The organism is Streptomyces sp. P9-A4, assembly GCF_036634195.1.
Taxonomy (GTDB): Bacteria; Actinomycetota; Actinomycetes; order Streptomycetales; family Streptomycetaceae; genus Streptomyces.
Genome location: NZ_JAZIFY010000001.1, coordinates 4,554,951 through 4,579,390, shown reverse-complemented (window position 1 = coordinate 4,579,390; position 24,440 = coordinate 4,554,951). Strand labels below are relative to the sequence as shown.

20 protein-coding genes are annotated in these 24,440 nt (G+C 71.7%); 11 read left to right on the top strand and 9 right to left on the bottom strand.

Translation table 11 applies throughout. The features are described from left to right. Window positions 1–132 precede the first annotated feature (132 nt). Window positions 133–2,640, bottom strand: coding sequence for a protein kinase domain-containing protein (locus V4Y03_RS20790; protein ID WP_443079808.1), 2,508 nt, complete (start codon window positions 2,638–2,640; stop codon window positions 133–135). A 190-nt stretch (window positions 2,641–2,830) separates the two neighbouring features. Beyond that, window positions 2,831–4,537: a glycerol-3-phosphate dehydrogenase/oxidase gene (locus V4Y03_RS20785; RefSeq protein ID WP_317874243.1), complete on the bottom strand. Its 1,707-nt coding sequence runs from the start codon at window positions 4,535–4,537 to the stop codon at window positions 2,831–2,833. 309 nt (window positions 4,538–4,846) lie between these two features. On the opposite strand from V4Y03_RS20785, the gene V4Y03_RS20780 reads away from it, so the two are divergent. Both V4Y03_RS20780 and V4Y03_RS20775 read left to right on the top strand, forming a co-directional pair. Beyond that, complete coding sequence (locus V4Y03_RS20780) at window positions 4,847–6,088, top strand: nucleotide sugar dehydrogenase (RefSeq protein WP_332435870.1); 1,242 nt, start codon at window positions 4,847–4,849, stop codon at window positions 6,086–6,088. A gap of 90 nt (window positions 6,089–6,178) precedes the next feature. Continuing rightward, window positions 6,179–6,670, top strand: coding sequence for a hypothetical protein (locus V4Y03_RS20775; protein WP_317874245.1), 492 nt, complete (start codon window positions 6,179–6,181; stop codon window positions 6,668–6,670). 67 nt (window positions 6,671–6,737) lie between these two features. Here V4Y03_RS20775 and V4Y03_RS20770 read toward each other — a convergent pair whose 3' ends face one another. From V4Y03_RS20770 to V4Y03_RS20755, 4 genes are all read right to left on the bottom strand, one after another. Continuing rightward, the gene (locus V4Y03_RS20770; protein WP_332435869.1) at window positions 6,738–7,862 is read right to left on the bottom strand and encodes a GuaB3 family IMP dehydrogenase-related protein; all 1,125 of its coding nucleotides are present in this window, start codon (window positions 7,860–7,862) and stop codon (window positions 6,738–6,740) included. A gap of 106 nt (window positions 7,863–7,968) precedes the next feature. Then, the gene (guaB, locus tag V4Y03_RS20765; protein ID WP_332435868.1) at window positions 7,969–9,471 is read right to left on the bottom strand and encodes an IMP dehydrogenase; all 1,503 of its coding nucleotides are present in this window, start codon (window positions 9,469–9,471) and stop codon (window positions 7,969–7,971) included. A gap of 203 nt (window positions 9,472–9,674) precedes the next feature. Then, entirely contained in the window at window positions 9,675–10,277 is a 603-nt protein-coding gene (locus tag V4Y03_RS20760; RefSeq protein WP_056552247.1) for a sigma-70 family RNA polymerase sigma factor, read from the bottom strand. 243 nt (window positions 10,278–10,520) lie between these two features. Beyond that, a complete protein-coding gene (locus V4Y03_RS20755; protein WP_003948568.1) occupies window positions 10,521–11,132 on the bottom strand; it encodes a response regulator transcription factor in 612 nt (203 codons plus the stop codon). Window positions 11,133–11,565: 433 nt separating this feature from the next. Here V4Y03_RS20755 and V4Y03_RS20750 point away from each other — a divergent pair, with 433 nt between their 5' ends. Further along, window positions 11,566–11,928, top strand: coding sequence for a WhiB family transcriptional regulator (locus V4Y03_RS20750; RefSeq protein ID WP_332435867.1), 363 nt, complete (start codon window positions 11,566–11,568; stop codon window positions 11,926–11,928). 133 nt (window positions 11,929–12,061) lie between these two features. Here V4Y03_RS20750 and V4Y03_RS20745 read toward each other — a convergent pair whose 3' ends face one another. Beyond that, window positions 12,062–12,955: a LysR family transcriptional regulator gene (locus V4Y03_RS20745; RefSeq protein ID WP_317874249.1), complete on the bottom strand. Its 894-nt coding sequence runs from the start codon at window positions 12,953–12,955 to the stop codon at window positions 12,062–12,064. Between the two features lie 81 nt (window positions 12,956–13,036). Here V4Y03_RS20745 and V4Y03_RS20740 point away from each other — a divergent pair, with 81 nt between their 5' ends. Beyond that, entirely contained in the window at window positions 13,037–13,711 is a 675-nt protein-coding gene (locus tag V4Y03_RS20740) for an MOSC domain-containing protein (protein ID WP_332435866.1), read from the top strand. A gap of 50 nt (window positions 13,712–13,761) precedes the next feature. Next, on the top strand, window positions 13,762–14,535 hold the full coding sequence (locus V4Y03_RS20735) for an SDR family NAD(P)-dependent oxidoreductase (protein WP_317874251.1): 774 nt from the start codon (window positions 13,762–13,764) through the stop codon (window positions 14,533–14,535). Between the two features lie 13 nt (window positions 14,536–14,548). On the opposite strand, the gene V4Y03_RS20730 is transcribed toward V4Y03_RS20735, so the two are convergent. Beyond that, window positions 14,549–16,402 (bottom strand): DUF2264 domain-containing protein, encoded by a 1,854-nt coding sequence (locus tag V4Y03_RS20730; protein WP_332435865.1) that lies wholly within the window; start codon window positions 16,400–16,402, stop codon window positions 14,549–14,551. 163 nt (window positions 16,403–16,565) lie between these two features. Between V4Y03_RS20730 and V4Y03_RS20725 the strand changes: the two genes are divergently transcribed. The 6 genes from V4Y03_RS20725 to V4Y03_RS20700 all read left to right on the top strand — a co-directional run bounded on the left by V4Y03_RS20725 (window position 16,566) and on the right by V4Y03_RS20700 (window position 22,671). Next, window positions 16,566–17,663, top strand: a complete 1,098-nt coding sequence (locus V4Y03_RS20725; protein WP_332435864.1) for a LacI family DNA-binding transcriptional regulator — start codon at window positions 16,566–16,568, stop codon at window positions 17,661–17,663. Window positions 17,664–17,763: 100 nt separating this feature from the next. Next, window positions 17,764–19,080: an ABC transporter substrate-binding protein gene (locus tag V4Y03_RS20720; RefSeq protein WP_332435863.1), complete on the top strand. Its 1,317-nt coding sequence runs from the start codon at window positions 17,764–17,766 to the stop codon at window positions 19,078–19,080. 4 nt (window positions 19,081–19,084) lie between these two features. Continuing rightward, on the top strand, window positions 19,085–19,993 hold the full coding sequence (locus V4Y03_RS20715; RefSeq protein WP_317874255.1) for a carbohydrate ABC transporter permease: 909 nt from the start codon (window positions 19,085–19,087) through the stop codon (window positions 19,991–19,993). Further along, window positions 19,990–20,844, top strand: a complete 855-nt coding sequence (locus tag V4Y03_RS20710) for a carbohydrate ABC transporter permease (protein ID WP_317874256.1) — start codon at window positions 19,990–19,992, stop codon at window positions 20,842–20,844. Before V4Y03_RS20715 ends, V4Y03_RS20710 begins: the two co-directional genes overlap by 4 nt. A 17-nt stretch (window positions 20,845–20,861) precedes the next feature. Beyond that, window positions 20,862–21,884, top strand: a complete 1,023-nt coding sequence (locus tag V4Y03_RS20705; RefSeq protein WP_332435862.1) for a hydroxyacid dehydrogenase — start codon at window positions 20,862–20,864, stop codon at window positions 21,882–21,884. Between the two features lie 88 nt (window positions 21,885–21,972). Then, window positions 21,973–22,671 carry an ester cyclase gene (locus V4Y03_RS20700; RefSeq protein WP_317874258.1) on the top strand — a complete coding sequence of 233 codons (699 nt, stop codon included), beginning with the start codon at window positions 21,973–21,975 and terminating at the stop codon, window positions 22,669–22,671. A 90-nt stretch (window positions 22,672–22,761) separates the two neighbouring features. On the opposite strand, the gene groL is transcribed toward V4Y03_RS20700, so the two are convergent. Then, entirely contained in the window at window positions 22,762–24,390 is a 1,629-nt protein-coding gene (groL, locus tag V4Y03_RS20695; protein ID WP_317874259.1) for a chaperonin GroEL, read from the bottom strand. Between the last annotated feature and the right edge of the window lie 50 nt (window positions 24,391–24,440).

Here is a 24,440-nt window from a genome sequence, read left to right as displayed (position 1 = left end):
CCCCCGGACCCCGCCGACCGCTCGGGGTCGTACGGGGTCACGCGAGTCGGTCACATTCGGTCCGGCACCGTGCAGTCAACGGCTCTGTTCGACTTCGTACGGTCCTCGAACTCTCACGATACGGCCCGGCGGTCAGTCCTTGGGGCTGAACGTAGCGAACGCCGTCTCCCGCAGCGTCCGGCACTCCGCGCCGTTCCACTCGTCCGCCTTGCAGCTGATCATGATGGAGTAGCCGCGCTTGGCGTCCACCTTGAAGCCGCGGTTGAGCACATGGACGGTCATGCCCTGCTGGGTCCGCTCGAACTCCCAGTCCGCGACGGTCGGGTAGCCCTTGTACGAGACGGTCCTGATGCCGAAGTGCTTGTAGTTCTTGCTGGTGGCGGCGACGCCGATCTTGCCCAGCTCCCAGGCGCTCGCCGCGTCGTCCTTCGGGCTGCCGTTGAAGTCGACCTGGATGCGCGGGAAGCCGCCGCTCTCGCTGAATATCCCGCCACCGCTGTAGCCCGGTATCGAGCGGACCCGGAAGGTCGAGGGCATCGCCATCGAGAAGTGGAAGCGGTCGCTGGTGACGAGGGTGTAGCCGGCGGGCAGTTGCGCGCCCGCGCCGCCGGGCTTCCCGGACGGCGTGACGCCGTTGCCGTTCGTCCCGTTGGCCCCGTTCGTGGCGCCGGTGGTGCCGTTCGCGCCCGTCGAACCGTTGGATCCGCTGTCCCCCGGCTGCACGCCGCCCTGCTGGCCGGGGCCGCCGGAGGTCTGTCCCTTGCCGCCGTCCGCTCCGGCGCCGCCGGAGCCGTCACCGCCGGCCGAGGCACCGGCCGAGGAGGTGGTGCCCCCGTCGCCCTTGCCCTGGTCGCCCTCGTCGCCACCGCCGAGAGAGACCGCGAGGATCGTCCCGAGCAGGGCGAGCACCACGACGGCGGCGATGATCACCAGCGTGCGGCGCGGCACGACATCGGTGAGCGGGGCGCGCGCCGGGGCCGGCCGGCCGGTGCCCCGCTGCTGCGCGGAGCCCGCGCCCGCGTGTGCGTTCCCGTGCGCCACCGGCGTGGATTCGGGCTTCACCGAGGCCGCCGCGTTGCGTACGGACTTCAGGGCGCCCCGCATCCGGTCGGCGGCGTCGGTCGTCCTGTCCTGGCCGGCCGCGGGTGCCGCCGGTCCCACCGGCGCCCCCGGAGTCCCCTCGGGGCGGGGCGGCAGCGGTACGACCCTGGTGACCTCGGGCGAGACCTGGGGCGCCGCCGCGGGAGCGTCGAGCACGGCGCGCAGCAGCACGCGCGCGCCGGCGTCGTCGAGCCGCTGGGCGGGATCCTTGGCGAGCAGGCCGTAGATGACCTTCTCCAGCTCGGGTCCCGCGTTCTTCGGCGGGTCGACCGGCTCGGTCATCACCGCCGTGAGGGTGGCGATGGCGGAACCCTTGTCGTACGGCGGGCTGCCCTCGACCGCCGCGTAGATCAGGCCGCCGAGCGACCACATGTCCGCGGCGGGGCCGGGCTTGTGGCCGCGGGCGCGCTCCGGGGAGATGTACGAGGGGGCGCCGACGAGCATGCCGGTGGAGGTGATCGAGGGGTCGCCCTCCACCTGGGCGATGCCGAAGTCGGTGAGGACGACCCGGCCGTCCTCGGCGATCAGCACGTTGGACGGCTTCACGTCGCGGTGCAGGATGCCCTCGCGGTGGGCCGAGCGCAGCACGTCGAGGATGGCGAGGCCGACCTCGGCGGCGCGCCGAGGCGTGAGGGTGCCGTCCTCGCGCACGGCGTCCGCGAGGGACTTGCCCTCGATGAGTTCCATGACGATCCACGGACGGTCGTCCTCGTCGACGACGTCGTACACGGTCACGGCGCCGTTGTTGCGGATCCGGGCGATGGCCTTGGCCTCGCGCAGGGTCCGGGTGATGAGGCGTCGCTTCTCGTCGTCGTCGATGCTGGTGGGGAAGCGGAGTTCCTTGACCGCGACGGTACGGCCGAGGGTCTCGTCGACCGCGCGCCACACCGTGCCCATGCCGCCGCGCCCGAGGACCGCGCCGAGGCGGTAGCGGCCCGCGAGCAGCCGGCCTTCGCCGGCCGCGGCCTTGCGCATCCGGTCTCCGCCGGTGCCGCGCGCGGAGGCCGCGCCCGGTGCCGACCGGCGGTCGCTCCCGCCGTCGCCGTCCCCGGCGCCGAACCCGGCCCGCCCGGTCGACGGCTCGGTCCCCCGCAGCCGCCCGGCCAGGGCGGCATCGTCGCCACCACCGCCGGCTCCGGTCCCGGTGCCGGATCCCGCCGGACCCGTCGCACCGTCAGACGGCACGTCCTGAGGGCCCTTAGCACCGTCAGACGGCACGTCCTGAGGGCCCTTAGCGCCCTCGGGGCCCGACGCCGACTCGGGCGCCGATCCCGGCCCCGACGCCGACCCGGGCTCCGAGCCCGGCCCCGAGTCAAGCCCCGGCTTCGGTTCCGACCTGGGCTCCGGATCGCTCCCGCGCCCGTCCTCCGAGTCTCGCGCACCCCGGCTGACCTGCGCGTCCTCGTCCGCGTCCCGTACGTCCCGCTCAGGCTCACGCGCTGCCGGGACCACTCCTCGGTCGCCGTCGGTCGCGGCCCCCGCGGCGGCGTCCCGCCTGGGGTCCTTCGCCGTGTCCCGCGACTGCTCCGCCTCCGACATGCGTCCCCTCTGCGATCCCTGATCTTCGCCGCGTCTGCCGCTTCCCGCGCGATGCGGTAACCCGCCCTGGAAGAGAGCCCATTGTCCCTCACCTCGGGACGGGTGGCGCCCCCGGGTCCGTACTCCGGGATGACGACGCCCCCGCACACCCCCCAGGTTCCCACCGGAATCGGGCGACCCGGACGTACTGTCAGATCGGCACGATGTCCGGCGCCCCGAGCCGCGCCGCGTCGGCCGTCAGGTCGTCGGGCTGCCGCTGCGACTCGCGCTCCGCCTCGACCCGCTTCTCGTAGTGCTCGACCTCCTTCTCGATCTGCCGGTCGTCCCAGCCGAGGACGGGCGCCATCAGCTCGGCGCACTCGCGGGCGCTGCGGGTGCCCCGGTCGAAGGTCTCGATGGAGATCCTGGTCCGCCGGGTGAGGACGTCGTCGAGGTGGCGGGCGCCCTCGTGCGAGGCGGCGTAGACGATCTCGGCGCGCAGGTAGTCGTCGGCCGCCGCGAGCGGTTCGCCCAGGGCGGGATCCTCGGCGACGAGGTCGAGGATCTGCTCCGTCAGGGAGCCGTAGCGGTTGAGGAGGTGCTCGACGCGGACGACGTGGAGGCCGGTGCGCGCGGCGATCCTGGCCCGCGCGTTCCACAGGGCCCGATAGCCCTCGGCGCCGAGGAGCGGGGTGTCCTCGGTGACGCAGGGGGCGACGCGCTGATCGAGGCCGTGCACGGCCTCGTCGACGGCGTCCTTCGCCATGACGCGGTACGTCGTGTACTTGCCGCCTGCCACCACGACGAGGCCGGGGACGGGGTGGGCGACAGTGTGCTCGCGCGAGAGCTTGCTCGTGGCGTCCGACTCGCCGGCGAGCAGGGGCCGCAGGCCCGCGTAGACGCCCTGGACGTCGTCGCGGGTGAGGGGCGTGGAGAGCACGGTGTTCACATGCTCAAGGAGGTAGTCGATGTCGGCGCTGGACGCGGCGGGGTGGGCCTTGTCGAGGTCCCACTCGGTGTCCGTGGTGCCGACGATCCAGTGGCGGCCCCAGGGGATCACGAAGAGAACGGACTTCTCGGTGCGCAGGATGAGTCCGGTGGTCGAGTGGATCCGGTCCTTGGGGACGACGAGGTGGATGCCCTTGGAGGCGCGGACGTGGAACTGGCCGCGCTCGCCGATGAGGGCCTGGGTGTCGTCGGTCCACACCCCGGTGGCGTTGACGATCTGCTTGGCCCGGATCTCGTACGCGAGACCGGCCTCGACGTCCTGGACGCGCGCGCCGACGACCCGCTCGCCCTCGCGCAGGAAGCCGGTGACGCGGGCCCGGCTCGCGGCCCTGGCGCCGTAGGAGGCGGCGGTGCGCACGAGGGTGGTGACGAAGCGGGCGTCGTCCATCTGGGCGTCGTAGTACTGGAGGGCGCCGACGAGCGCGTCCTTCCGCAGGCAGGGGGCGACCCGCAGGGCCGAGCGCCGGGAGAGGTGCCGGTGGACGGGGAGGCCCCGGCCGTGGCCGGAGGAGAGCGACATCGCGTCGTACAGCGCGACGCCGGAGCCCGCGTAGAACCGCTCCCAGCCCTTGTGCTGGAGCGGATAGAGGAACGGGACCGGCTTCACCAGATGGGGTGCGAGCCGCTCCAGGAGCAGACCGCGCTCCTTGAGGGCTTCTCTGACCAGGGCGAAGTCCAGCATCTCCAGATAGCGCAGGCCGCCGTGGATGAGCTTGCTGGACCGGCTGGAGGTGCCGGAGGCCCAGTCGCGGGCCTCGACGATGCCGGTGGAGAGCCCTCTCGTGACGGCGTCGAGGGCGGTCCCCGCGCCGACCACTCCGGCGCCGACGACCAGCACGTCCAACTCACGCTCGGCCATGGCCGCGAGCGCCTCGGTGCGCTCGGCGGGTCCCAGTGTCGCTGTCCTCACGGCTGCGGCTCCCGTCGTTCCTGTCGTTCCCGTAGTCCCTGTCGTCCTCGTCGTCGCGCGTCGTTCGCTTCTCACCGACACGCGAACCGGACCGCGTGTGGTCCGGCTCACAGCTCGATTCTGTCCCGCCCCGGCGACTTCAGCCACCGCCTCGCCGCCGACCTGTGGATAACACTCGATGACCTTCGGCCCCACAATGCGGCATATCGGTCATATTTACGCCTAGTCTGACATTGCGCTCGACCCCTTCTGTCCACCGGGCTTGCGCCGCGCGTGCCCTCCGGCTACTGGGAAGGACGGTCCACCTCCATGCCCGCTGATCTCGCCGTCATCGGCCTCGGCCACCACGGACTCCCTCTCGCCCAGGCCGCCGCCGCCGCAGGCGTCGACACCATCGGCTACGACACCGACCCCCGGCCCGTCGCCGATCTCGCCGCGGGCCGGTCCCCGGTCGACGGCTCCCTCACCGTCCCGGAGATCCGCCGGATGCTCTCCGGGCGCTTCCGGCCGACCGCCGACCCCACCGAACTCGGCCGGGTCCGCACCGCCGTCATCTGCGCCCCGACCCCCCTCGCCCCCGACCGCACCCTCGACCTCACCACCGTGACCGACGCGGCCCGCGCGCTCGCCGCCCGGCTGCGCCCCCACACCACCGTCCTCCTGGAGTCGCCCGTCCCGCCCGGCACCACCGAGGGCCTGCTCCGCGACCTCCTCGAAGAGGGCTCGGGCCTCCGCGCCGGCCGCGACTTCCACCTCGCGTACTCCCCCGGCCGCCTCGACCCCGGCAGCCGCACCCACGGCTTCGCCGGCACCCCCAAGGTCATCGGCGGCCTCACCCCGGCCTGCACCGAATCGGCGGCCGCCTTCTACGGCCGGCTCACCGACAAGGTGGTACGCGCGCGTGGCCCCCGCGAGGCGGAGACGGTCAAGCTCCTCGAGACCAACTTCCGGCACGTCAACATCGCCCTGGTCAACGAGATGGCGGTGCTCTGCCACGAACTCGGCGTCGACCTCTGGGACGTCATCCGCTGCGCCGAGACCAAGCCCTTCGGCTTCCAGGCCTTCCGGCCGGGCCCGGGGGTGGGCGGCCACGGCGTCCCCGTCGACACCGTCGGCGCCCACCGCCCGCTCCGGCTGGTCGAACTCGCCGGGCAGGTCAACGAGCGCATGCCGCAGTACGTCGTCCAGCGCGCCGCCACCCTTCTCAACGAGCACGGCAAGTCGGCCCGCGGGGCCCGCGTCCTGCTCCTCGGCATCACCTACAAGCCCGACCTCCCCGACCGCCAGGGCTCCCCCGCCGACGAGATCGCCCGGCGTCTGATGGACCTGGGCGCGGCCGTCAGCTACCACGACCCGCACGTCCCCGACTGGCGCGTCCGGGAACTCCCCGTCCCGCGCGCGGACTCCCTCTACGAGGCCGCCGCCCACGCCGATCTGACGGTGCTGCTCCAGCAGCACCGCACGTACGACCTCCAGGGCCTCTCGGTCAAGGCCCAGCTCCTCCTCGACACCCGGGGCGCCACCCCCACGGGCTCGGCCCACCGCCTCTGAGATCTCCCGGGCGGGTGTCGGACCGGGCTGTTAGTCTCCGGGCTCTTGTTCGCACACACGTGCGCCATGTGTCCCAGGGGGATCACCACCATGTCTCAGCCCGTTCCGCCGCCCGGCAATCCCTTCGCCGAAGGCGCCGCGCCCCAGCCCTACCCGATGGCCCCGCCGCCCGCCCCGGCCCGCGGCAACGTGGGTCTCGGCCTGGTGGCCGCCCTGGTCGCGGCGCTCGTCGCGGGCGGGGTGTACGGCGGCATCGCCGGCGCCGTCGAGCGCGAGATCGGCTGGGCCGCCGTCGGCGTCGGCTTCCTCATCGGCTTCGCGGCGGGCAAGGCCGGCGGCAGCAACCCCGTGCTGTCCGTGGTCAGCGCCGTGCTCTCGCTCGGCTCGGTGTACCTCGGCCAGCTGGTCGCCCTCTCGATCATCGGCGCCAAGCAGCTGAACGCCTCCGCCACCGAGATCTTCTTCGAGCACTTCGACCTGCTCACCGAGGCCTGGAAGGAAGACCTGGACCCGCTCACGTTCCTGTTCTTCGCCCTCGCCGCCTTCGCCGCCTTCTCCGGCGCCAGGAAGGCCGCCGCGTAGTCGCGCGTACGCCGAAGGGGCCCCGCACCACCCGGTGCGGGGCCCCTTCGCGTACGGATCTACGGGGTCAGCGCTTGTGCTGCGCGTCCGCGACCGTGACCTCGACGCGCTGGAACTCCTTGAGCTCGCTGTAGCCCGTCGTGGCCATCGCGCGGCGCAGGGCGCCGAAGAAGTTCATCGAGCCGTCCGGGGTGTGCGACGGGCCCGCGAGGATCTCCTCGGTGGTGCCGACGATGCCCAGGTCGACCAGCTTGCCGCGCGGCACGTCCTCGTGGACGGCCTCCATGCCCCAGTGGTGGCCCTTGCCGGGCGCGTCCGTGGCACGGGCCAGCGGGGAACCGATCATGACCGAGTCGGCACCGCAGGCGATGGCCTTCGGCAGGTCGCCGGACCAGCCGACGCCGCCGTCGGCGATGACGTGCACGTACCGGCCGCCGGACTCGTCCATGTAGTCGCGGCGGGCCGCGGCCACGTCGGCGACCGCGGTCGCCATCGGGACCTGGATGCCCAGCACGTTACGGGTGGTGTGCGCGGCGCCGCCGCCGAAGCCGACCAGGACGCCCGCCGCGCCGGTGCGCATCAGGTGCAGGGCCGCGGTGTACGTGGCGCAGCCGCCGACGATGACCGGGACGTCCAGCTCGTAGATGAACTGCTTCAGGTTCAGCGGCTCGGACGCGCCGGAGACGTGCTCGGCGGAGACCGTCGTACCGCGGATGACGAACAGGTCCACGCCCGCGTCGACCACGGCCTTGGAGAACTGCGCGGTGCGCTGCGGGGAGAGCGCGGCGGCGGTGACGACACCGGAGTCGCGCACCTCCTTGATGCGCTGCCCGATCAGCTCTTCCTTGATCGGCGCGGAGTAGATCTCCTGCAGACGGCGGGTCGCGGACGCCTCGTCCAGCTGGGCGATCTCGTCGAGCAGCGGCTGCGGGTCCTCGTACCGGGTCCAGAGACCCTCCAGGTTCAGCACGCCCAGGCCGCCCAGCTCGCCGATGCGGATGGCGGTCTGCGGCGAGACGACCGAGTCCATCGGCGCGGCCAGGAACGGCAGCTCGAACCGGTAGGCGTCGATCTGCCAGGCGATCGAGACCTCCTTCGGGTCCCGGGTGCGCCGGCTCGGGACGACGGCGATGTCGTCGAACGCGTACGCCCTGCGGCCGCGCTTGCCGCGCCCGATCTCGATCTCAGTCACGATGTGTGGCCTTTCCCTCTACGTCTGCGCCTACCAGTATCCCCGACACAAGCGTGAGGGGCGGTTCCGGTCGTGTTCCGGAACCGCCCCCACGCGTCGCGCTGTGTTACTTCCTGCTGTAGTTCGGCGCCTCGACCGTCATCTGGATGTCGTGCGGGTGGCTCTCCTTGAGGCCCGCGGAGGTGATCCGCACGAAGCGGCCCTTGGACTCCATCTCCTCGACCGTGGCGGCACCCACATAGCCCATGGTCTGGCGAAGACCGCCGACGAGCTGGTGCAGGACGTTGGAGAGCGGGCCGCGGTACGGCACCTGGCCCTCGATGCCCTCGGGCACGAGCTTGTCGTCGGAGGTGACCTCGGCCTGGAAGTAGCGGTCCTTCGAGTACGACCTGCCCTGGCCGCGGGACTGCATGGCGCCGAGCGAACCCATGCCGCGGTACGACTTGAACTGCTTGCCGTTGATGAACATCAGCTCGCCGGGCGACTCCTCGCAGCCCGCGAGGAGGCTGCCGAGCATCACGGTGTCGGCGCCGGCGGCCAGCGCCTTGCCGATGTCGCCGGAGTACTGCAGACCGCCGTCGCCGATCAGCGGGATCCCGGCGGCGCGGGCCGCGAGGGAGGCCTCGTAGATGGCGGTGACCTGCGGGACACCGATGCCCGCGACCACGCGGGTGGTGCAGATGGAACCGGGGCCGACGCCCACCTTGATGCCGTCGACACCGGCGTCGATCATCGCCTGCGCGCCGTCACGCGTGGCGACGTTGCCGCCGATCACGTCGACGTTCACGCTGGACTTGATCTTCGACATCCAGCTGAGGGCGTTGCTGTTGTGGCCGTGCGAGGTGTCGACGACCAGGAAGTCCACGCCGACGGCGGCGAGCGCCTGGGCGCGCTCCAGCGACTCCGGGCTGGCGCCGACGGCCGCGCCGACGAGCAGACGGCCCTCGGAGTCCTTCGCGGCGTTCGGGTACTTCTCCGCCTTGACGAAGTCCTTGACGGTGATCAGACCCTTGAGCACGCCCCTGTCGTCGACGAGGGGCAGCTTCTCGATCTTGTGGCGGCGCAGCAGCTCCATGGCGTCGACGCCGGAGATGCCGACCTTGCCGGTGACCAGCGGCATCGGCGTCATGACCTCGCGGACCTGACGGCTGCGGTCGCTCTCGAAGGCCATGTCGCGGTTGGTCACGATGCCGAGCAGCTTGCCGGCCGGGTCCGTGACGGGGACACCGCTGATGCGGAACTTCGCGCAGAGCGCGTCCGCCTCGGCGAGGGTCGCCTCCGGGTGCACGGTGATCGGGTCGGTGACCATGCCGGACTCGGAGCGCTTCACGAGGTCGACCTGGTTGACCTGGTCCTCGACGGAGAGGTTCCGGTGGAGCACGCCGACGCCGCCGAGACGGGCCATCGCGATGGCCATGCGGGATTCGGTCACCTTGTCCATCGCCGCGGAGAGCAGCGGGATGTTGACCCGGACGTTGCGCGAGATGCGGGACGAGGTGTCGACCGCGTTCGGGAGCACCTCGGATGCGCCCGGCAGCAGCAGCACGTCGTCGTAGGTCAGCCCGAGTGTCGCGAATTTCTCGGGCACTCCGTCGACGTTTGCAGTCATGACACCTTCCCCAAATGGCCTTGATCGGTGCGGATGTCCATGCTAACGGCCCAAAGCGGTGTCTCATTCCACGATCAAGATCAGCCGCAAGCTTTGGACATTCGTACGTGTACGAAAGGGCCGACACGCACCGGGAACGCTTACTGGTCGGCTACCGAGCGCTCGGCCGCACCGCTTCCGCCGCCGCCACCGCCCGCTCGGTGCTACTGCTCCGCCAGCGCGCGCAGCCGGCTGAGCGCGCGGTGCTGCGCGACCCGGACGGCGCCCGGGGACATGCCGAGCATCTGGCCGGTCTCCTCGGCGGTCAGCCCGACGGCTACCCGGAGCACGAGCAGTTCGCGCTGGTTCTCCGGGAGGTTGGCGAGCAGCTTCTTGGCCCACTCGGCGTCATCGCTGAGCAGCGCGCGCTCCTCGGGACCGAGGGAGTCGTCGGGGCGCTCCGGCATCTCGTCGGAGGGCACGGCGGTGGACCCGGGGTGCCGCATGGCGGCCCGCTGGAGGTCGGCGACCTTGTGTCCGGCGATGGCGAAGACGAAGGCCTCGAAGGGCCTGCCGGTGTCCTTGTAGCGCGGCAGCGCCATCAGGACCGCGACGCAGACCTCCTGGGCGAGGTCCTCGACGAAGTGCCGGGCGTCACCGGGGAGCCGGTTGAGGCGGGTGCGGCAGTACCGCAGGGCGAGCGGATGCACGCGCGCGAGCAGGTCATGGGTGGCCTGGGCGTCGCCCTCCACCGCGCGGCGGACGAGCGCGCCGATCTCCCCCTGCCCGGCAGGCATGGGGGAACCCACGGTCTCGTCGTCGCGCATCGCTCCATGGTGCCCCGACGCCTCTGCGTTCGCGGCACCGCGTCCGTAGTTGTGCACCGAAGCGTTATGAGCAGGTGCGCCGGAACTCATCTCCCGCGCCCTCCCCTCCCGCTCGATCGACTCGTCCCCGAGGAACTCCACATCTCAAGGATGCGGCATCCGGCGGGGAAGTGACACAAGCCCGCCCCGTCCGGCCCGCGAAGGGTGCGGGCGAGGACGGGGACACGGCGGGTGACCTGCGACTCAGCGGACCAGGCCCCAGCGGAAACCGAGGGCGACGGCGTGCGCCCGGTCCGAGGCGCCCAGCTTCTTGAAGAGACGCCGGGCGTGGGTCTTGACGGTGTCCTCGGAGAGGAAGAGCTCGCGCCCGATCTCCGCGTTGGACCGGCCGTGGCTCATGCCTTCGAGGACCTGGATCTCGCGCGCGGTGAGGGTGGGCGCGGCGCCCATCTCGGCCGAACGGAGGCGGCGCGGGGCGAGCCGCCAGGTCGGGTCGGCGAGTGCCTGGGTGACGGTGGCCCGCAGCTCGGCGCGCGAGGCGTCCTTGTGCAGATAGCCACGCGCACCCGCGGCGACCGCGAGGGCGACGCCGTCGAGGTCCTCGGCGACCGTGAGCATGATGATGCGGGCGCCGGGGTCCGCGGAGAGCAGCCGGCGGACGGTCTCCACGCCGCCCAGACCGGGCATGCGTACGTCCATCAGAATCAGGTCCGAGCGGTCCGCGCCCCAGCGGCGGAGGACTTCCTCGCCGTTGGCCGCGGTGGTCACACGCTCGACGCCGGGCACGGTCGCGACCGCCCGGCGGAGCGCCTCTCGGGCAAGCGGGGAGTCGTCGCAGACGAGGACGGATGTCATGCCTGACCTCCGCGGCTCTCGCAGCTGTTGCGCGTCACCTTGAGCCTCCAGGGCTGTACGTAATCGTCACCTGTGCGATTGACGCCCTCGGACACCTGCCCGAGCGCTTATTCCTTCAACCGCCTCCGCACTCTCAACGACGGTCACTCGAAAGAGTTACGGGTCGGACGGCAGCCTTCGGCACTCTACGTGAGGGGTTGCGCACAGAGGAGAGCGACGCGGGTCATTCGCCGTTCATCGAACGCTATGCCCCATTTAGCGGGTTTTCTTCCCTTTTCGCGGTGTCTGTGGCTAGATTCGCAATGAGTCATATTTACATCTACTTCGACAGTAGGTGTACCGACCCGGACCCGTCGGGGACCCGAGGAGCCCCGGCCATCAGCCATCCATCCGCCCACTATCCGTTCGACACGGTTTCAAGGGGACAAGCGCTATGGCAGATTTCTCCCGCCTTCCCGGACCCAACGCCGATCTGTGGGACTGGCAACTCCTCGCGGCCTGCCGCGGAGTCGACAGCTCCCTGTTCTTCCACCCCGAGGGAGAGCGCGGCGCGGCACGGAGTGCGCGTGAGAACTCGGCGAAAGAGGTCTGCATGCGGTGCCCGGTGCGCGCGGAGTGCGCGGCACACGCACTCGCCGTGCGGGAGCCCTACGGCGTATGGGGCGGCCTCACCGAGGACGAACGCGAAGAGCTCATGGGACGCGCGCGCAATCGCCTGATGACGGCGGCGCCGGCCATGACACCCCTGACGACATCGGCGGCGGCAGCCGGCCGGCCGATCGTGGAGCGCATGTGAAGGAACGTTTCTTCAACTAGGACCGCGACACCACAGAGCCCGGACACGACCGCGCCCACGCGCGCGTGAGGGCCCCCTCAGGGTGCCTACGCGCGCGTGGCGGCGCGGATGCCCAGCGCCCGGCCGAGTGGGCTCACGCGCGCCTGGCGGCGCGGGTCAGTTCGTCCAGGGTGGCGGCGACGGCCGGGACCTGCGCCAGGTCCGGCAGCGTGAGGGCCACGATCTCCCGCTCCACGGCGGGTTCCACGGCCACGGTCCGCGCCCCCTTCGGCCGTACGGACTCGATGGCCAGCTCCGGCAGTACGGCCACGCCCAGGCCCGCGCCGACCAGGCCCACCACCGCCGGGTAGTCGTCGGTGGCGAAGTCGATGCGGGGAGTGAAGCCCGCCTCCTCGCAGACGTCGACGAGCTGGCGGCGGCAGCGCGGGCAGCCCGCGATCCAGGACTCCTCGGCGAGTTCCGCGATCCCCACGGAGCCGGCCCCGGCGAGCCGGTGCCCCTCGGGGACCAGGCCCACCAGACGGTCGGCGAGGATCGGCCGGACCACCAGGTCGTCCCACTCCGCCTGCCCGGCCCCGTAACGGAAGGCCAGGGCCACGTCGCAGTCGCCCTCGCGGAGCATCTCGACCGAGCGCGGCGGTTCGGCCTCGACGAGCGAGACGCGGGTGCCGGGGTGCGCCGCCCGCAGGGAGGCGAGCGCGGTGGGGACGAGGGTGGAGCTGCCGCTCGGGAAGGAGACCAGGCGGACCCGGCCCGCCCGGAGCCCGGCGATGGCGGCGACCTCCTCCTCGGCGGCGGTGAGCCCGGCGAGGATGCCGGAGGCGTGCCGGACGAGGACCTCGCCGGCCTGGGTGAGGCGCATCTCGCGTGCCGCGCGGATCAGCAGCGGCGTGCCGGCGGAGGCTTCGAGGGCCTTCATCTGCTGGCTGACGGCGGGCTGGGTGCAGCCGAGTTCGCGCGCGGCGGCCGAGAAGGAGCCGGTGGCGGCGACGGCGCGCAGGACGCGGAGATGGCGTGCCTCGATCATGCGTTCCAGCATAAGCGAATCTTGGGTGAACCAGCACATTTTCGCCTGCGGCTTTGAGACCTGTGCCCCTAAGGTGCCGTCATGACCTTGCTGAGTGTGAATGTGGGCCGCGCCAAGGCCGTGGACTACACCGACGCCGCCGCCGGGACGACCGGCATCGACAAGCGCCCGGTCGACGGGCCGGTGCGGATCGAGGCCCCCGGGGCGCCCGGCGTCGGGGCGAGCGGGCTGGCCGGGGACACCGTCTGCGACCTGCGGTTCCACGGCGGCGACGACCGGGCCGCGTACGCCTTCGCCCGCGAGGACCTGGACCGGTGGGAGCGGGAGCTCGGCCGCGAGATCGCCAACGGCTCCTTCGGCGAGAACCTCACCACCTCCGGCCTCGACGTGAACGGGGCCCTGATCGGCGAGCGCTGGCGGATCGGCGACGAGGTGGTCCTGGAGGTCACCGGCGGCCGCATCCCCTGCCGTACGTTCGCGGGCTTCCTGGAGGAGAAGGGCTGGGTGCGCCGGTTCACCCAGTCCGAGGCGGGTCCCGGCGCGCTGCTGCGGGTGATCGTGCCGGGCGAGATCCGCGCGGGCGACCCGGTCACCGTCGTCCACCGGCCGGAGCACGACATCACGGTCGCGCTGCTGCACCGCGCCGCCACCACCGAACGCCCGCTGCTGCCCAGCACGTTGGTCGCCGCCGAGTGGATGGAGTCGGGCCTCCTCGCGCTCGCCCGCCGGTACACCGAGAAGTACGCGCGCGCGTAGTCGCCGGTACGCGGACAAGAACGTCCGCGGCGGGGCACTACCGTGCCCGTATGACGACTGCACTGATTACGGGCGCCACCGCGGGCATCGGGGCCGCCTTCGCACGCAGGCTCGCGGCGGACGGCCACGATGTCGTGCTGGTGGCCAGGGACGTGAAGCGCCTCCGTGAGCAGGCGACCGAACTGCACGACCGGCACGGCGTCGAGGCCGAGGTGCTCTCGGCGGACCTCGCGGAGGAGAAGGGGATCGCCGCCGTCGAGGCGCGGCTCTCGGACCCGAAGCGGCCGGTGGACCTGCTCGTGAACAACGCCGGGTTCGGCAACAAGGGGCGCTTCCTCGAAGTGTCCATGGCCGACGAGTTGAAGATGCTCACGGTGCACTGCGAGGCGGTGCTGCGGCTGACCTCGGCCGCCGCCGTCTCGATGAAGGAGCGCCGCCGGGGCGCCGTCGTGAACGTCGCCTCGGTGGCGGCCTTCGTCCCCCGGGGCACGTACGGCGCCTCGAAGGCCTGGGTCGTGCAGTTCACCCAGGGCGCGGCGCGGGACCTCGCGGGCAGCGGGGTGCGGCTGATGGCGCTCTGCCCCGGCTTCGTACGGACCGAGTTCCACGAGCGGGCCGGGATGGGGACCGACAACATCCCGGGCTGGATGTGGCTCGACGCGGACAAGCTGGTGACGGCGGCCCTGACGGACCTGGAGCGGGGGAAGACGCTGTCGATCCCGGACCCGCGCTACAAGGCCCTGATGGGTGTGGTGAAGCTGGCGCCGCGCGGCCTGCTGGGCGGGGCGTCCTCCAGGGCGGGCCGGAAGTACGGACCGAAGTAGCGCTTCCGGCGGCTCAGTCGGCTTCGAGATCGAGGTGTGCGGTGGTGCCGTTCCGCCAGGTCACGGTGAGCGCCCGGGGGCCGGTGACGCGGACGGTCGCGAGCTCGGACACGGGTGCGGGGCCGGGCTCGGCGGTGAGGGAGGCGAGGGCCACGAAGAGCGCGGCCGGGCCGCTCGTCACGCCGTGCAGGCTCAGGGTGCGGCTGCCGGGACCCTGAAGGGTTTCCCCGGTGGGGAGTTCGACGGCCGGGCGGTCCGCGGGATAGCCGTGGACCGGATGGAGCTGGGCGTGCGGCCCGTCGGGGGTGGTGGCCCAGCCTGTCTGCCGTACGGGGGTCCCCTCCGGGGCGCCGAGGACGAGATGGGCGCGGACCTCGGCCCGCCCGTGGGCGAGGGTCGCGGAGAGGACCCGGACGCCGGGCAGCGGGTGGTGGAGGGAGACGGCCCGGTCGGGGCCGGTGCCGAGGAGGGTGGCGGGGCCCCGGGTGGTGGCCCGGCCGTCCGCCGTCAGCAGCGCGAAGTGGTTGTCGGCGGGGGCGTCGCCGGTGGTGGGTCCCGTACGGGTCGAGTAGGCGTGGCGGGCGTATCCGGGGGCGTCCGACCCGCCCTCCGCGCTGCCCACGTGGTTGCTGCCGTGGTTGTGGAGGCGTACGAGCCCGTCGGCGGCGGTGCTCTGGACGAGCAGCCCGGCGGGGGCGAAGGCCCGGACGGTGTCGGTCCGTTCGGCGGGCAGGGGTTCCTCGGGTTCGGTCCAGGCGGGGTGGTCCTCGGGAAGCAGGAGGCCGAGGAAGCCCTTGGACGCCCAGTAGGGGGAGCCGGGGCCCGAGTACTCCTGGACGAGCGGCGGGTACGGGCCGTGCCAGCCGAGGGTGAGGAGCCCGTTCGGGTCGGTGGCGCCCCGGTCGAGGAAGTACCGGAGGGTGCCGGAGGCGAGGCGGCGGGTGGCGCCGGGGGTGAGCGGGGTGTGCCCGGTGAGGGTGCCCAGCCAGGGCGCGGCGGCTGCGGCGAAGCGGTAGATCAGGGAACGCCCGTACGGGAGGGGGGAGCCGCCGGCGTCGAAGAGGTGGACGTAGTCGTCGAGATGGGCGCGCAGGCGGGGCCCGTAGTGGTCGAGGAGCTTCCGGTCGCCGGCGAGGTGGGCGTGGAGCACGGGGTAGAAGTGCAGCGCCCAGGCGTTGTAGTGGTCGAAGGCGCGGTTGTCGCCGTCGCTGTACCAGCCGTCGCCGAGGTACCAGTCCTCGACGCGGGCGAGGGAGCGGTCGATCGTGGCGGCGGCCAGGTCCGTCTCGATGCCGGCGTCCTGGAGGAACCCGGCGACGGTGAGGCCGAACAGCCACCAGTTGTTGTCGACGGGGGAGGGCCCGAGCGCGGGGCGGAGCCAGTCGACGACCCGCTCGCGGACGCGGTCGTCGAGCCGGTCCCAGAGCCAGGGGCGGGTGAGGCGGAGCCCGAGGGCGATCGAGGCGGATTCGACGATCGCCTGACGGGTGTCGGCCATCAGGGGCCAGGAGTCGGGGCCTTGGGCACGGCAAGCGCCGGCTGCGGACCCCGCCTGTCCCATGTTCCCCGCCCTCGCCGTCCCCGCCGCGAGCCCCTCCGCGTACCGGTCGAGATGCCCGTAAGGGTCCCCGCCCCGGGCGCCCGCGACCCTGAGCGCCGCGAGGAGGAAGGTGCGGGCCCAGCCCTCCAGGCCGTCGGAGCGGGGGCCGGACCAGCTGGGGCGGGGGCCCGGCAGGTCGATGAGGCCGAGGCCCGGCGAGGCGAACGGGCGTACGTCCAGAAGGAGTCGGTCGGCCGCGGTCTCCCAGTGGGCACGCGTCCAGCCGGTGTACGGGCTGAGCTCACGGTTCTCGGGCGGCGTGGGCATGATGCTCCCTGGGACTCCTGCGGTGACATCTGCGTCGCCGGAAATCCTGAACAGGCTCCGATCGAACGTCAAGAGATTCGGAGCGAATGATCGAAACTCCCGTCGTTCGATCATTCCTGGGCTAGGGTCGGGGATCCACCACCACCGCGAGGGGGAACGCGCCGTGCGCGAGAGTGCTGCCGAACGACACGACCGACTGCTGGCCCTGGTGCGCGAGCGCGGCACCGCCCGCGTCTCCGAACTGGCCGAACGGCTCGGGGTCTCCCCCGTCACCGCCCGCCGCGACGTCGAGGTCCTGTCCGGCCGCGGCCTGCTCGACCGGGTGCACGGCCAGGTGTCCTGGCCGCTCCGGCAGGGCGCGCCCGGTGGCGGACGGACCGGCGAGGGCCTGGTCCTCGGCCTGCTCGCGCCCTCCGCCACGTACTACTTCGCCGAGGTCATCCGGGGGGCGCACGAGGCGGCGGCCCGCGCCGGGGCGCGGCTCGTGCTGCGCATCTCGGACTACCGGCCGGAGGAGGACCGGGCCCGCACCGAGGGGCTGCTCGCGGCCGGTGCCGAGGGGGTGCTCGTCGCGCCCGGCTGGCGGGGTCCCGAGGACCGGCCCGCGTACGGCGACTGGCTGGCCGAACTTCCCGTGCCCGCAGTGCTCCTGGAGCGCACGGCCGAGCCCGGCAGCCCCCTGGACGGGCTGGACCGGGTGGCGTCCGACCACGGCCACGGCGTCCTGCTCGCCCTGCGCCACCTGCTCTCCCTCGGGCACGCGACTCCCCTCCTCGTGGCCCGCAAGGACTCCCCCACCGCGCTCGCGGTGCGCACCGGGTACGCCGACGCGCTGAAGACGCTGGGCCTAGAGGAGCCGCGGCCGGTCATCGACTCCGTGCCGGCGGAGGCGGACCCGGAGGGCTTCGAGCGGGCGGTCCGGGCGCTGCACGAGGCGGTCGGTTCGGGCCTGGCGGGCGCGGCCCTGGTGCACAACGACGTGGACGCGATCGAGATCGTGCAGCGCCTGGCCGAGCTGGGCGTACGGGTGCCGCAGGACCTGGCCCTGATCGCGTACGACGACGAGGTCGCCGCGCTCGCGGACACCCCGCTCACGGCGGTCGCCCCGCCGAAGCGGCAGGTGGGTCGGCACGCGACGGAACTCCTGGTGGAGCGGCTCACCCAGGACCCCGACGAGGACGCGGCGCGGCGCCATCTCGGCCTGCTGCCGAGGCTGCGGGTGCGGGCCTCCTGCGGGGCGCGTTCCACCCACACTTTCTGATCTTTTTTCGATCAATCAATCTTTCGCTCTTGACTTCGGTCATGAACGGTCACAGGATCACGGCCACAACCTCCCCGTCGCCGCCCTCAGGAGTCGTGCCGTGACCCGCAGTTGGAGCAGAACGTCCCGTGTCATAGCCGGCACCGCCACCGCCCTCGCCGTCCTCACGGCCTGCGGCGGCGGCGGTGACGACACCGCGAACAAGCCCGCCGGGCCCGTGACCCTCACCTTCTGGGGCTGGGCCAAGGGCTCCAAGGACGTCGTCGACGCCTTCAACGCCTCCCACACCGACATCCAGGTGAAGTTCGAGGAGATCCCCTCCGGCACCGCCGGCGGCTACGCCAAGATCTCCAACGCGGTGAAGGCCGGCAACGCCCCCGACCTCGTCTCCATCGAGTACTCCTCGCTCCCCGAGTTCGTGAGCTCCGGCGCCCTCCAGGACATCGGCGGCGAGTTCACCGAGGCCGACCGCGCCAAGCTGCTGCCGCAGACCGTCGACCTCACCACCCTCGGCGGCAAGACCTGGGCCGTCCCCTTCGACGCCGCCCCGCAGGCCTTCTTCTACCGCAAGGACCTCTTCGCGAAGTACCAGGTCCAGGTCCCCACCACCTGGGACGAGTTCAAGAAGGCCGCCGAGCAGGTCAAGAAGGCCGACGCCAAGGCCCGTATCGCCACCTTCTTCCCGGACGACCCGACCACCTTCGAGGCGATGGCCTGGCAGGCCGGCGCCCAGTGGTTCAAGGCCGAGAACGACACCTGGAAGATCAACACCACCGACCCCGCCACCACCAAGGTCGCCGCCTACTGGCAGGGCCTCCTCGACGGCGGACTCGTCCACAAGAACGCCTCCTTCAGCCCCGAGTGGACCGGCTCCCTCAAGAACGGCACCACCATCGGCTACCTCGGCGCCAGCTGGGGCGCGGGCGTCCTCAAGGGCACCCTTCCCGAGCAGAGCGGCAAGTGGGCCGTCGCCCCCATGCCCAGCTGGGACGGCAAGCCCGCCAGCGGCATGCTCGGCGGCACCTCCTTCGCCGTGACCAAGGACAGCAGGCAGAAGGCCGCGGCCGTCACCTTCGCCGAGTGGATGTCCACCACCGAGGCAGGCGTCAAGGCCCGCATCGCCTCCGGCACCTCCTCCGCCTTCCCGGCCGCCACCGCGCTCCGCCCCGCCGCCAAGAAGGCCTTCGACGCGAGCTACTACGGCGGCCAGGACATCTACGCCCTCTTCGAGAACGCGGGCGCCGCCATCAGCTCCCACTGGGCCTGGGGACCGACCACCGGCACCACCAACACCACCATCAAGGACAACTTCGGCAAGATCGCCCAGGGCGGCCCCGGCATCGCCGAAGCCGTCAAGGCCGGCCACGACGCCACCGTCGCCGAACTCACCAAGCGCGGCCTGAAGGTCGAGGGCTGACCGTATGAAGGCCCGCACCCGCGCCGCCACGATCCTGCTGACCCCCTTCTTCCTGCTCTTCACCGCGGTGATGGTGGTGCCGATCGGATACGCGGTCTGGCTCAGCCTCTTCACCGAGAAGCAGTCCGGACTGGGCTTCGGCGGCACCGAGACCGTCTTCACCGGCCTCGACAACTACACCGCGGCGCTGGGTGACCGGGCCTTCCGCGAGGGCTTCGGCGTCCTGCTCGGCTACTGCCTCTTCTACATCCCGCTGCTGCTCGCCGGGGCCCTCGGCCTCGCCCTCCTGCTCGACTCGGCACTCGCCCGCGCCCGCCGCTTCTTCCAGCTGGCGCTGTTCCTGCCGCACGCCGTCCCCGGCATCATCGCCGCCCTGATCTGGGTCTACCTCTACACGCCCCAGCTCAGCCCGGTCGTCCAGGCCATGGAGTCCGGCGGTATCGGCTTCGACTTCTTCTCCCCCGAAGGCGCCCTGCCCTCCGTCGTCAACATCGCCCTGTGGGAGTGGCTCGGCTACAACATGGTCATCTTCTACGCGGCCCTCCAGGCCATCGACCGCTCCGTCCTCGAAGCGGCCACCGTCGACGGGGCCGGCGCCTGGCGGATCGCCTTCTCCGTCAAGATCCCGCTGGTCAAGGCCTCCCTCGCGATGGTCGGCCTCTTCACGGTCATCGGCTCCCTCCAGCTCTTCACCGAGCCGCTGATCCTCAGCAAGGGCACCGGATCCGCCGTCACCTCCACCTGGACGCCGAACATGTACGCCTACACCGCGGCCTTCGACCGCAACGACTACGGGCTCGCCGCCGCCGCCTCCGTACTCCTCGCCCTGACCGCGGCGCTGCTCTCCTTCGTGGTGACCCGGCTGACCGGCCGCCGCAAGGCCGGTGCGGCCCGGAAGGAGAAGGCGGCATGAGCAGGCCCCGTACCCCCAACCGCTGGCTGTCGAAGACCGCCGTCAACGGCGCCCTCCTCCTCGCCGTCGTCTACATGCTCTTCCCGCTCGTCTGGCTGCTGACCGCCGCCACCAAGGACGCGGGCGGCCTCCTCGCCGGAAACGCCTTCTCCTTCGAGGGCTTCGACCTCGGCGGCAACCTCTCGCGGCTCGCCGAGTACAACGACGGCATCTACTTCCACTGGTACCTGAACAGCCTCCTCTACGCCGGACTCGGCGCGCTGGCCTGCTCGTTCGTCAGCGTCGCCGCCGGATACGCCTTCCACGTCTACGACTTCAAGGGCAAGGAGAAGCTCTTCGGCCTCGTCCTCCTGGGCGTGCTCGTCCCCACCACCGCGCTCGCCCTGCCGATGTACCTCCTCGCCAGCGAGGTCGGCATCGTCAACACCTACTGGGCCGTCCTGATCCCCGTCCTCGTCAACCCCTTCGGCGTCTACCTGTCCCGGGTCTTCTGCGCCGGCTACATCCCCGACGAGGCCCTGGAGGCCGCCCGTATCGACGGGGCCGGCGAGCTGCGCGTCTTCTGGTCCATCGGTCTGCGCATGGTGATGCCCGGCTTCGTGACCGTCTTCCTCTTCCAGTTCACCGCCGTCTGGAACAACTTCTTCCTCCCCCTGGTGATGCTGTCGGACCAGAAGCTCTACCCCCTGAGCCTCGGCCTGTACGCGTGGAACAGCAACGCCCACGCCGAACCCGACTACTACCCCCTCGTCGTCACCGGATCCCTGCTCGCCGTCGTCCCCCTCGTCGTCGCCTTCGTCTCCCTCCAGCGCCACTGGAAGGCCGGTCTGACCGCCGGCAGCGTCAAGTGAGGAACACAGGTACAACGATGCACCCGACCACTGACAACCGCCCCGCGCTGCTGCTCGCGATGGGCGAGGACGTCGCCGAACGCCTCCTCACCGACGCCCACCGCACCCGCCTCACGGCCCTCAGCCGCACCGACCCGCACCTGGTCGCCCACGACCTGACGGACCCCGGCCCCCGGGTCGCCGCCGCCCTCGCCGAGGCCGAGATCCTCCTCACCTGCTGGGGAGCGACCCCGCTCACCGCCGAGGTCCTGGACCGCGCACCCCGTCTGAAGGCGGTCGTCCACGCGGCCGGCTCGGTCAAGCACCACATCACCGACGCCTGCTGGGAGCGCGGGCTGCGCGTCACCTCGGCCGCCGCCGCCAACGCGCTCCCCGTCGCCGAGTACACCCTCGCCGCGATCCTCTTCGCCGGGAAGCGGGTCCTCGGCTCCGCCCAGCGGTACGCGGAACTCCGCGCCGACCACTCCTGGCTCACCGAGTCCGCCGCCTGGGGCAACTACCGCCGCACGGTCGGCATCGTCGGCGCCTCCCGCATCGGCCGCAGGGTCATCGACCTGCTGCGCCCCTTCGACATCGAGATCCTGCTGTACGACCCGTACGCCGACGTCCCGCCCCCCGGCGTGGAGCTGGTCACGGACCTCGACGAGCTCTGCGCCCGCAGCACGGTCGTCTCGGTCCACGCACCCCAGCTCCCGTCCACGTACCGCATGATCGGGGCGGCACAACTGGCGGCGATGCCGGACGGCGCGACCCTGATCAACACCTCCCGGGGCTCCCTGATCGACGAACAGGCCCTGCTCCCCCACCTCGTCCGGGGCCGCCTGCACGCCACCCTGGACGTCACGGACCCGGAACTCCCGCCCCCGGGCTCCCCGCTCTACACCCTTCCGAACGTCCTGCTCACCCCGCACGTGGCGGGCTCCCTGGGCAACGAACTCCACCGCATGACGGACCAGGCGCTGGACGAGGTGGAGCGCTACGGGAAGGGGGACCCGTTCGCGGAGGAGGTACGGGCCTCGGACCTCCAGCGCTCGGCGTAGCCGCGGGCGGGAGGAGCGCCGGCGGAACCCAGCCGGGTCCCTGCACCCGACCTAGACTGGAAGGACCGCACCTGGGTCTGGAGGCGTCATGACGTTCGTACAGATCATCGACTGCAGGACCAGCCGCATGGACGACCTGAACCGGCTCATGGACCGGTGGGTCGAGCAGACCCAGGGCAAGCGGACCGCCACGCACAGCATCGTCGGCAAGGACCGGTCCGATGCCTCGCATCTCGTGGAGATCGTCGAGTTCCCCTCGTACGACGTGGCCATGCGCAATTCCCAGCTTCCCGAGACCGACCGGATCTTCCGGGAGATGGTCGCCCTCTGTGACGAGATGCCGACCTTCACGGACCTGGACGTCGTCCGGGACGAGGCCCTCTACATGGCGACCGCCCGCCGCCTCCTGGGGATGTTCGAGTCCGAGCCGGAACTCGCGCTGCTCGACGAGGTGCTCGCCGAGGGCTACCACGACCACGATCCGACGAACGGGCAGGACGTCATCGGCATGGACGCCGTCCGGCGCCAGGTCGAGATGTGGCGGGGCGGCTTCGACTTCGCCTTCGTCGTCGACGACCAGCTCGCGGACGGCGACCGGGTGTGCACCCGCTGGACCTGGCGGGGCTCCCACAACGGCGACTTCATGGGGCTCCAGCCCACCGGCATGGACGTCACGATGACCGGCACGGTCATCCACCGCTTCCGGGAGGACGGGAAGATCGCGGAGGGCTGGTGGCAGTACGACCTGCTCGGGCTGATGGGGCAGCTCGGCGCGGTCGAGGGGTGACGGCACCGGCAGACGCACCGACGAGCAGAAACACCGAGGCCCGGTGCTCCCGCGACGGGAGCACCGGGCCTCGGCTGTCAGTCGGCTGCCTCAGTGCGAGTGGCCGTGACCGTGGCCGTGGCCACCGTCCGACGGCTCCTCTTCCTTCTTCTCCACCACGAGGGTCTCGGTGGTGAGGAGGAGGGAGGCGATCGAGGCGGCGTTCTCCAGGGCGGAGCGCGTCACCTTCACCGGGTCGATGACGCCGGCCTTGACCAGGTCGCCGTACTCGCCGGTCGCGGCGTTGAAGCCCTGGCCCTTGTCGAGCTCCGCCACCTTCGAGGTGATGACGTAGCCCTCGAGGCCGGCGTTCTCGGCGATCCAGCGCAGCGGCTCGACGGCGGCGCGGCGGACGACCGCGACACCCGTGGCCTCGTCGCCGGTCTTGTCGAGGTTGCCCTCAAGGACCTTGACGGCGTGGACGAGCGCGGAGCCACCGCCGGAGACGATGCCCTCCTCGACCGCGGCGCGGGTCGCGGAGATGGCGTCCTCGAGACGGTGCTTCTTCTCCTTCAGCTCCACCTCGGTGGCGGCGCCGACCTTGATCACGCACACGCCGCCGGCCAGCTTCGCGAGGCGCTCCTGGAGCTTCTCGCGGTCCCAGTCGGAGTCCGTGGACTCGATCTCGGCCTTGATCTGGTTGACGCGGCCCTGCACCTCGGAGGAGTCGCCGCCACCGTCGACGATCGTGGTGTCGTCCTTGGTGATGGTGACGCGGCGGGCGGTGCCGAGCACGTCCAGACCGGCCTGGTCGAGCTTGAGGCCGACCTCCTCGGCGATGACGGTCGCACCGGTGAGGGTGGCGATGTCGCCGAGCATGGCCTTGCGGCGGTCGCCGAAGCCGGGGGCCTTGACGGCCACGGCGTTGAACGTGCCACGGATCTTGTTGACGACCAGGGTCGACAGGGCCTCGCCCTCGACGTCCTCGGCGATGATCAGCAGCGGCTTGCCGGCGCCGGCCTGGATGACCTTCTCCAGGATGGGCAGCAGGTCCTGGATCGAGGAGATCTTGCCCTGGTTGATCAGGATGTACGGGTCGTCGAGGACGGCCTCCATACGCTCCTGGTCGGTCACCATGTACGGGGACAGGTAGCCCTTGTCGAAGGCCATGCCCTCGGTGAAGTCGAGCTCCAGGCCGAAGGTGTTGGACTCCTCGACGGTGATGACACCGTCCTTGCCGACCTTGTCCATCGCCTCGGCGATGAGCTCGCCGACCTGCTGGTCCTGCGCGGAGAGCGCGGCGACGGCGGCGATGTCGGACTTGTCCTCGATCGGGCGCGCGGTGGCGAGCAGCTCGTCGGAGACGGCCTTGACCGCGGCGTCGATGCCCTTCTTCAGGGCGGCCGGGGAGGCACCCGCGGCGACGTTGCGCAGACCCTCGCGGACCAGGGCCTGGGCGAGCACGGTGGCGGTGGTGGTGCCGTCACCCGCGATGTCGTTGGTCTTGGTCGCCACCTCCTTCACCAGCTGGGCGCCGAGGTTCTCGTACGGGTCCTCGATCTCGACCTCGCGGGCGATCGTGACACCGTCGTTGGTGATGGTGGGGGCGCCGAACTTCTTGTCGATGACGACGTTGCGGCCCTTGGGGCCGATCGTCACCTTCACCGTGTCGGCAAGCTTGTTGACGCCGCGCTCAAGGGCGCGACGGGCGTCCTCGTCGAACTTCAGGATCTTCGCCATGGGAGCGGTTCAGCCCTCTCGGAATCGGGGTGGAACGAACCGCGCCCCGG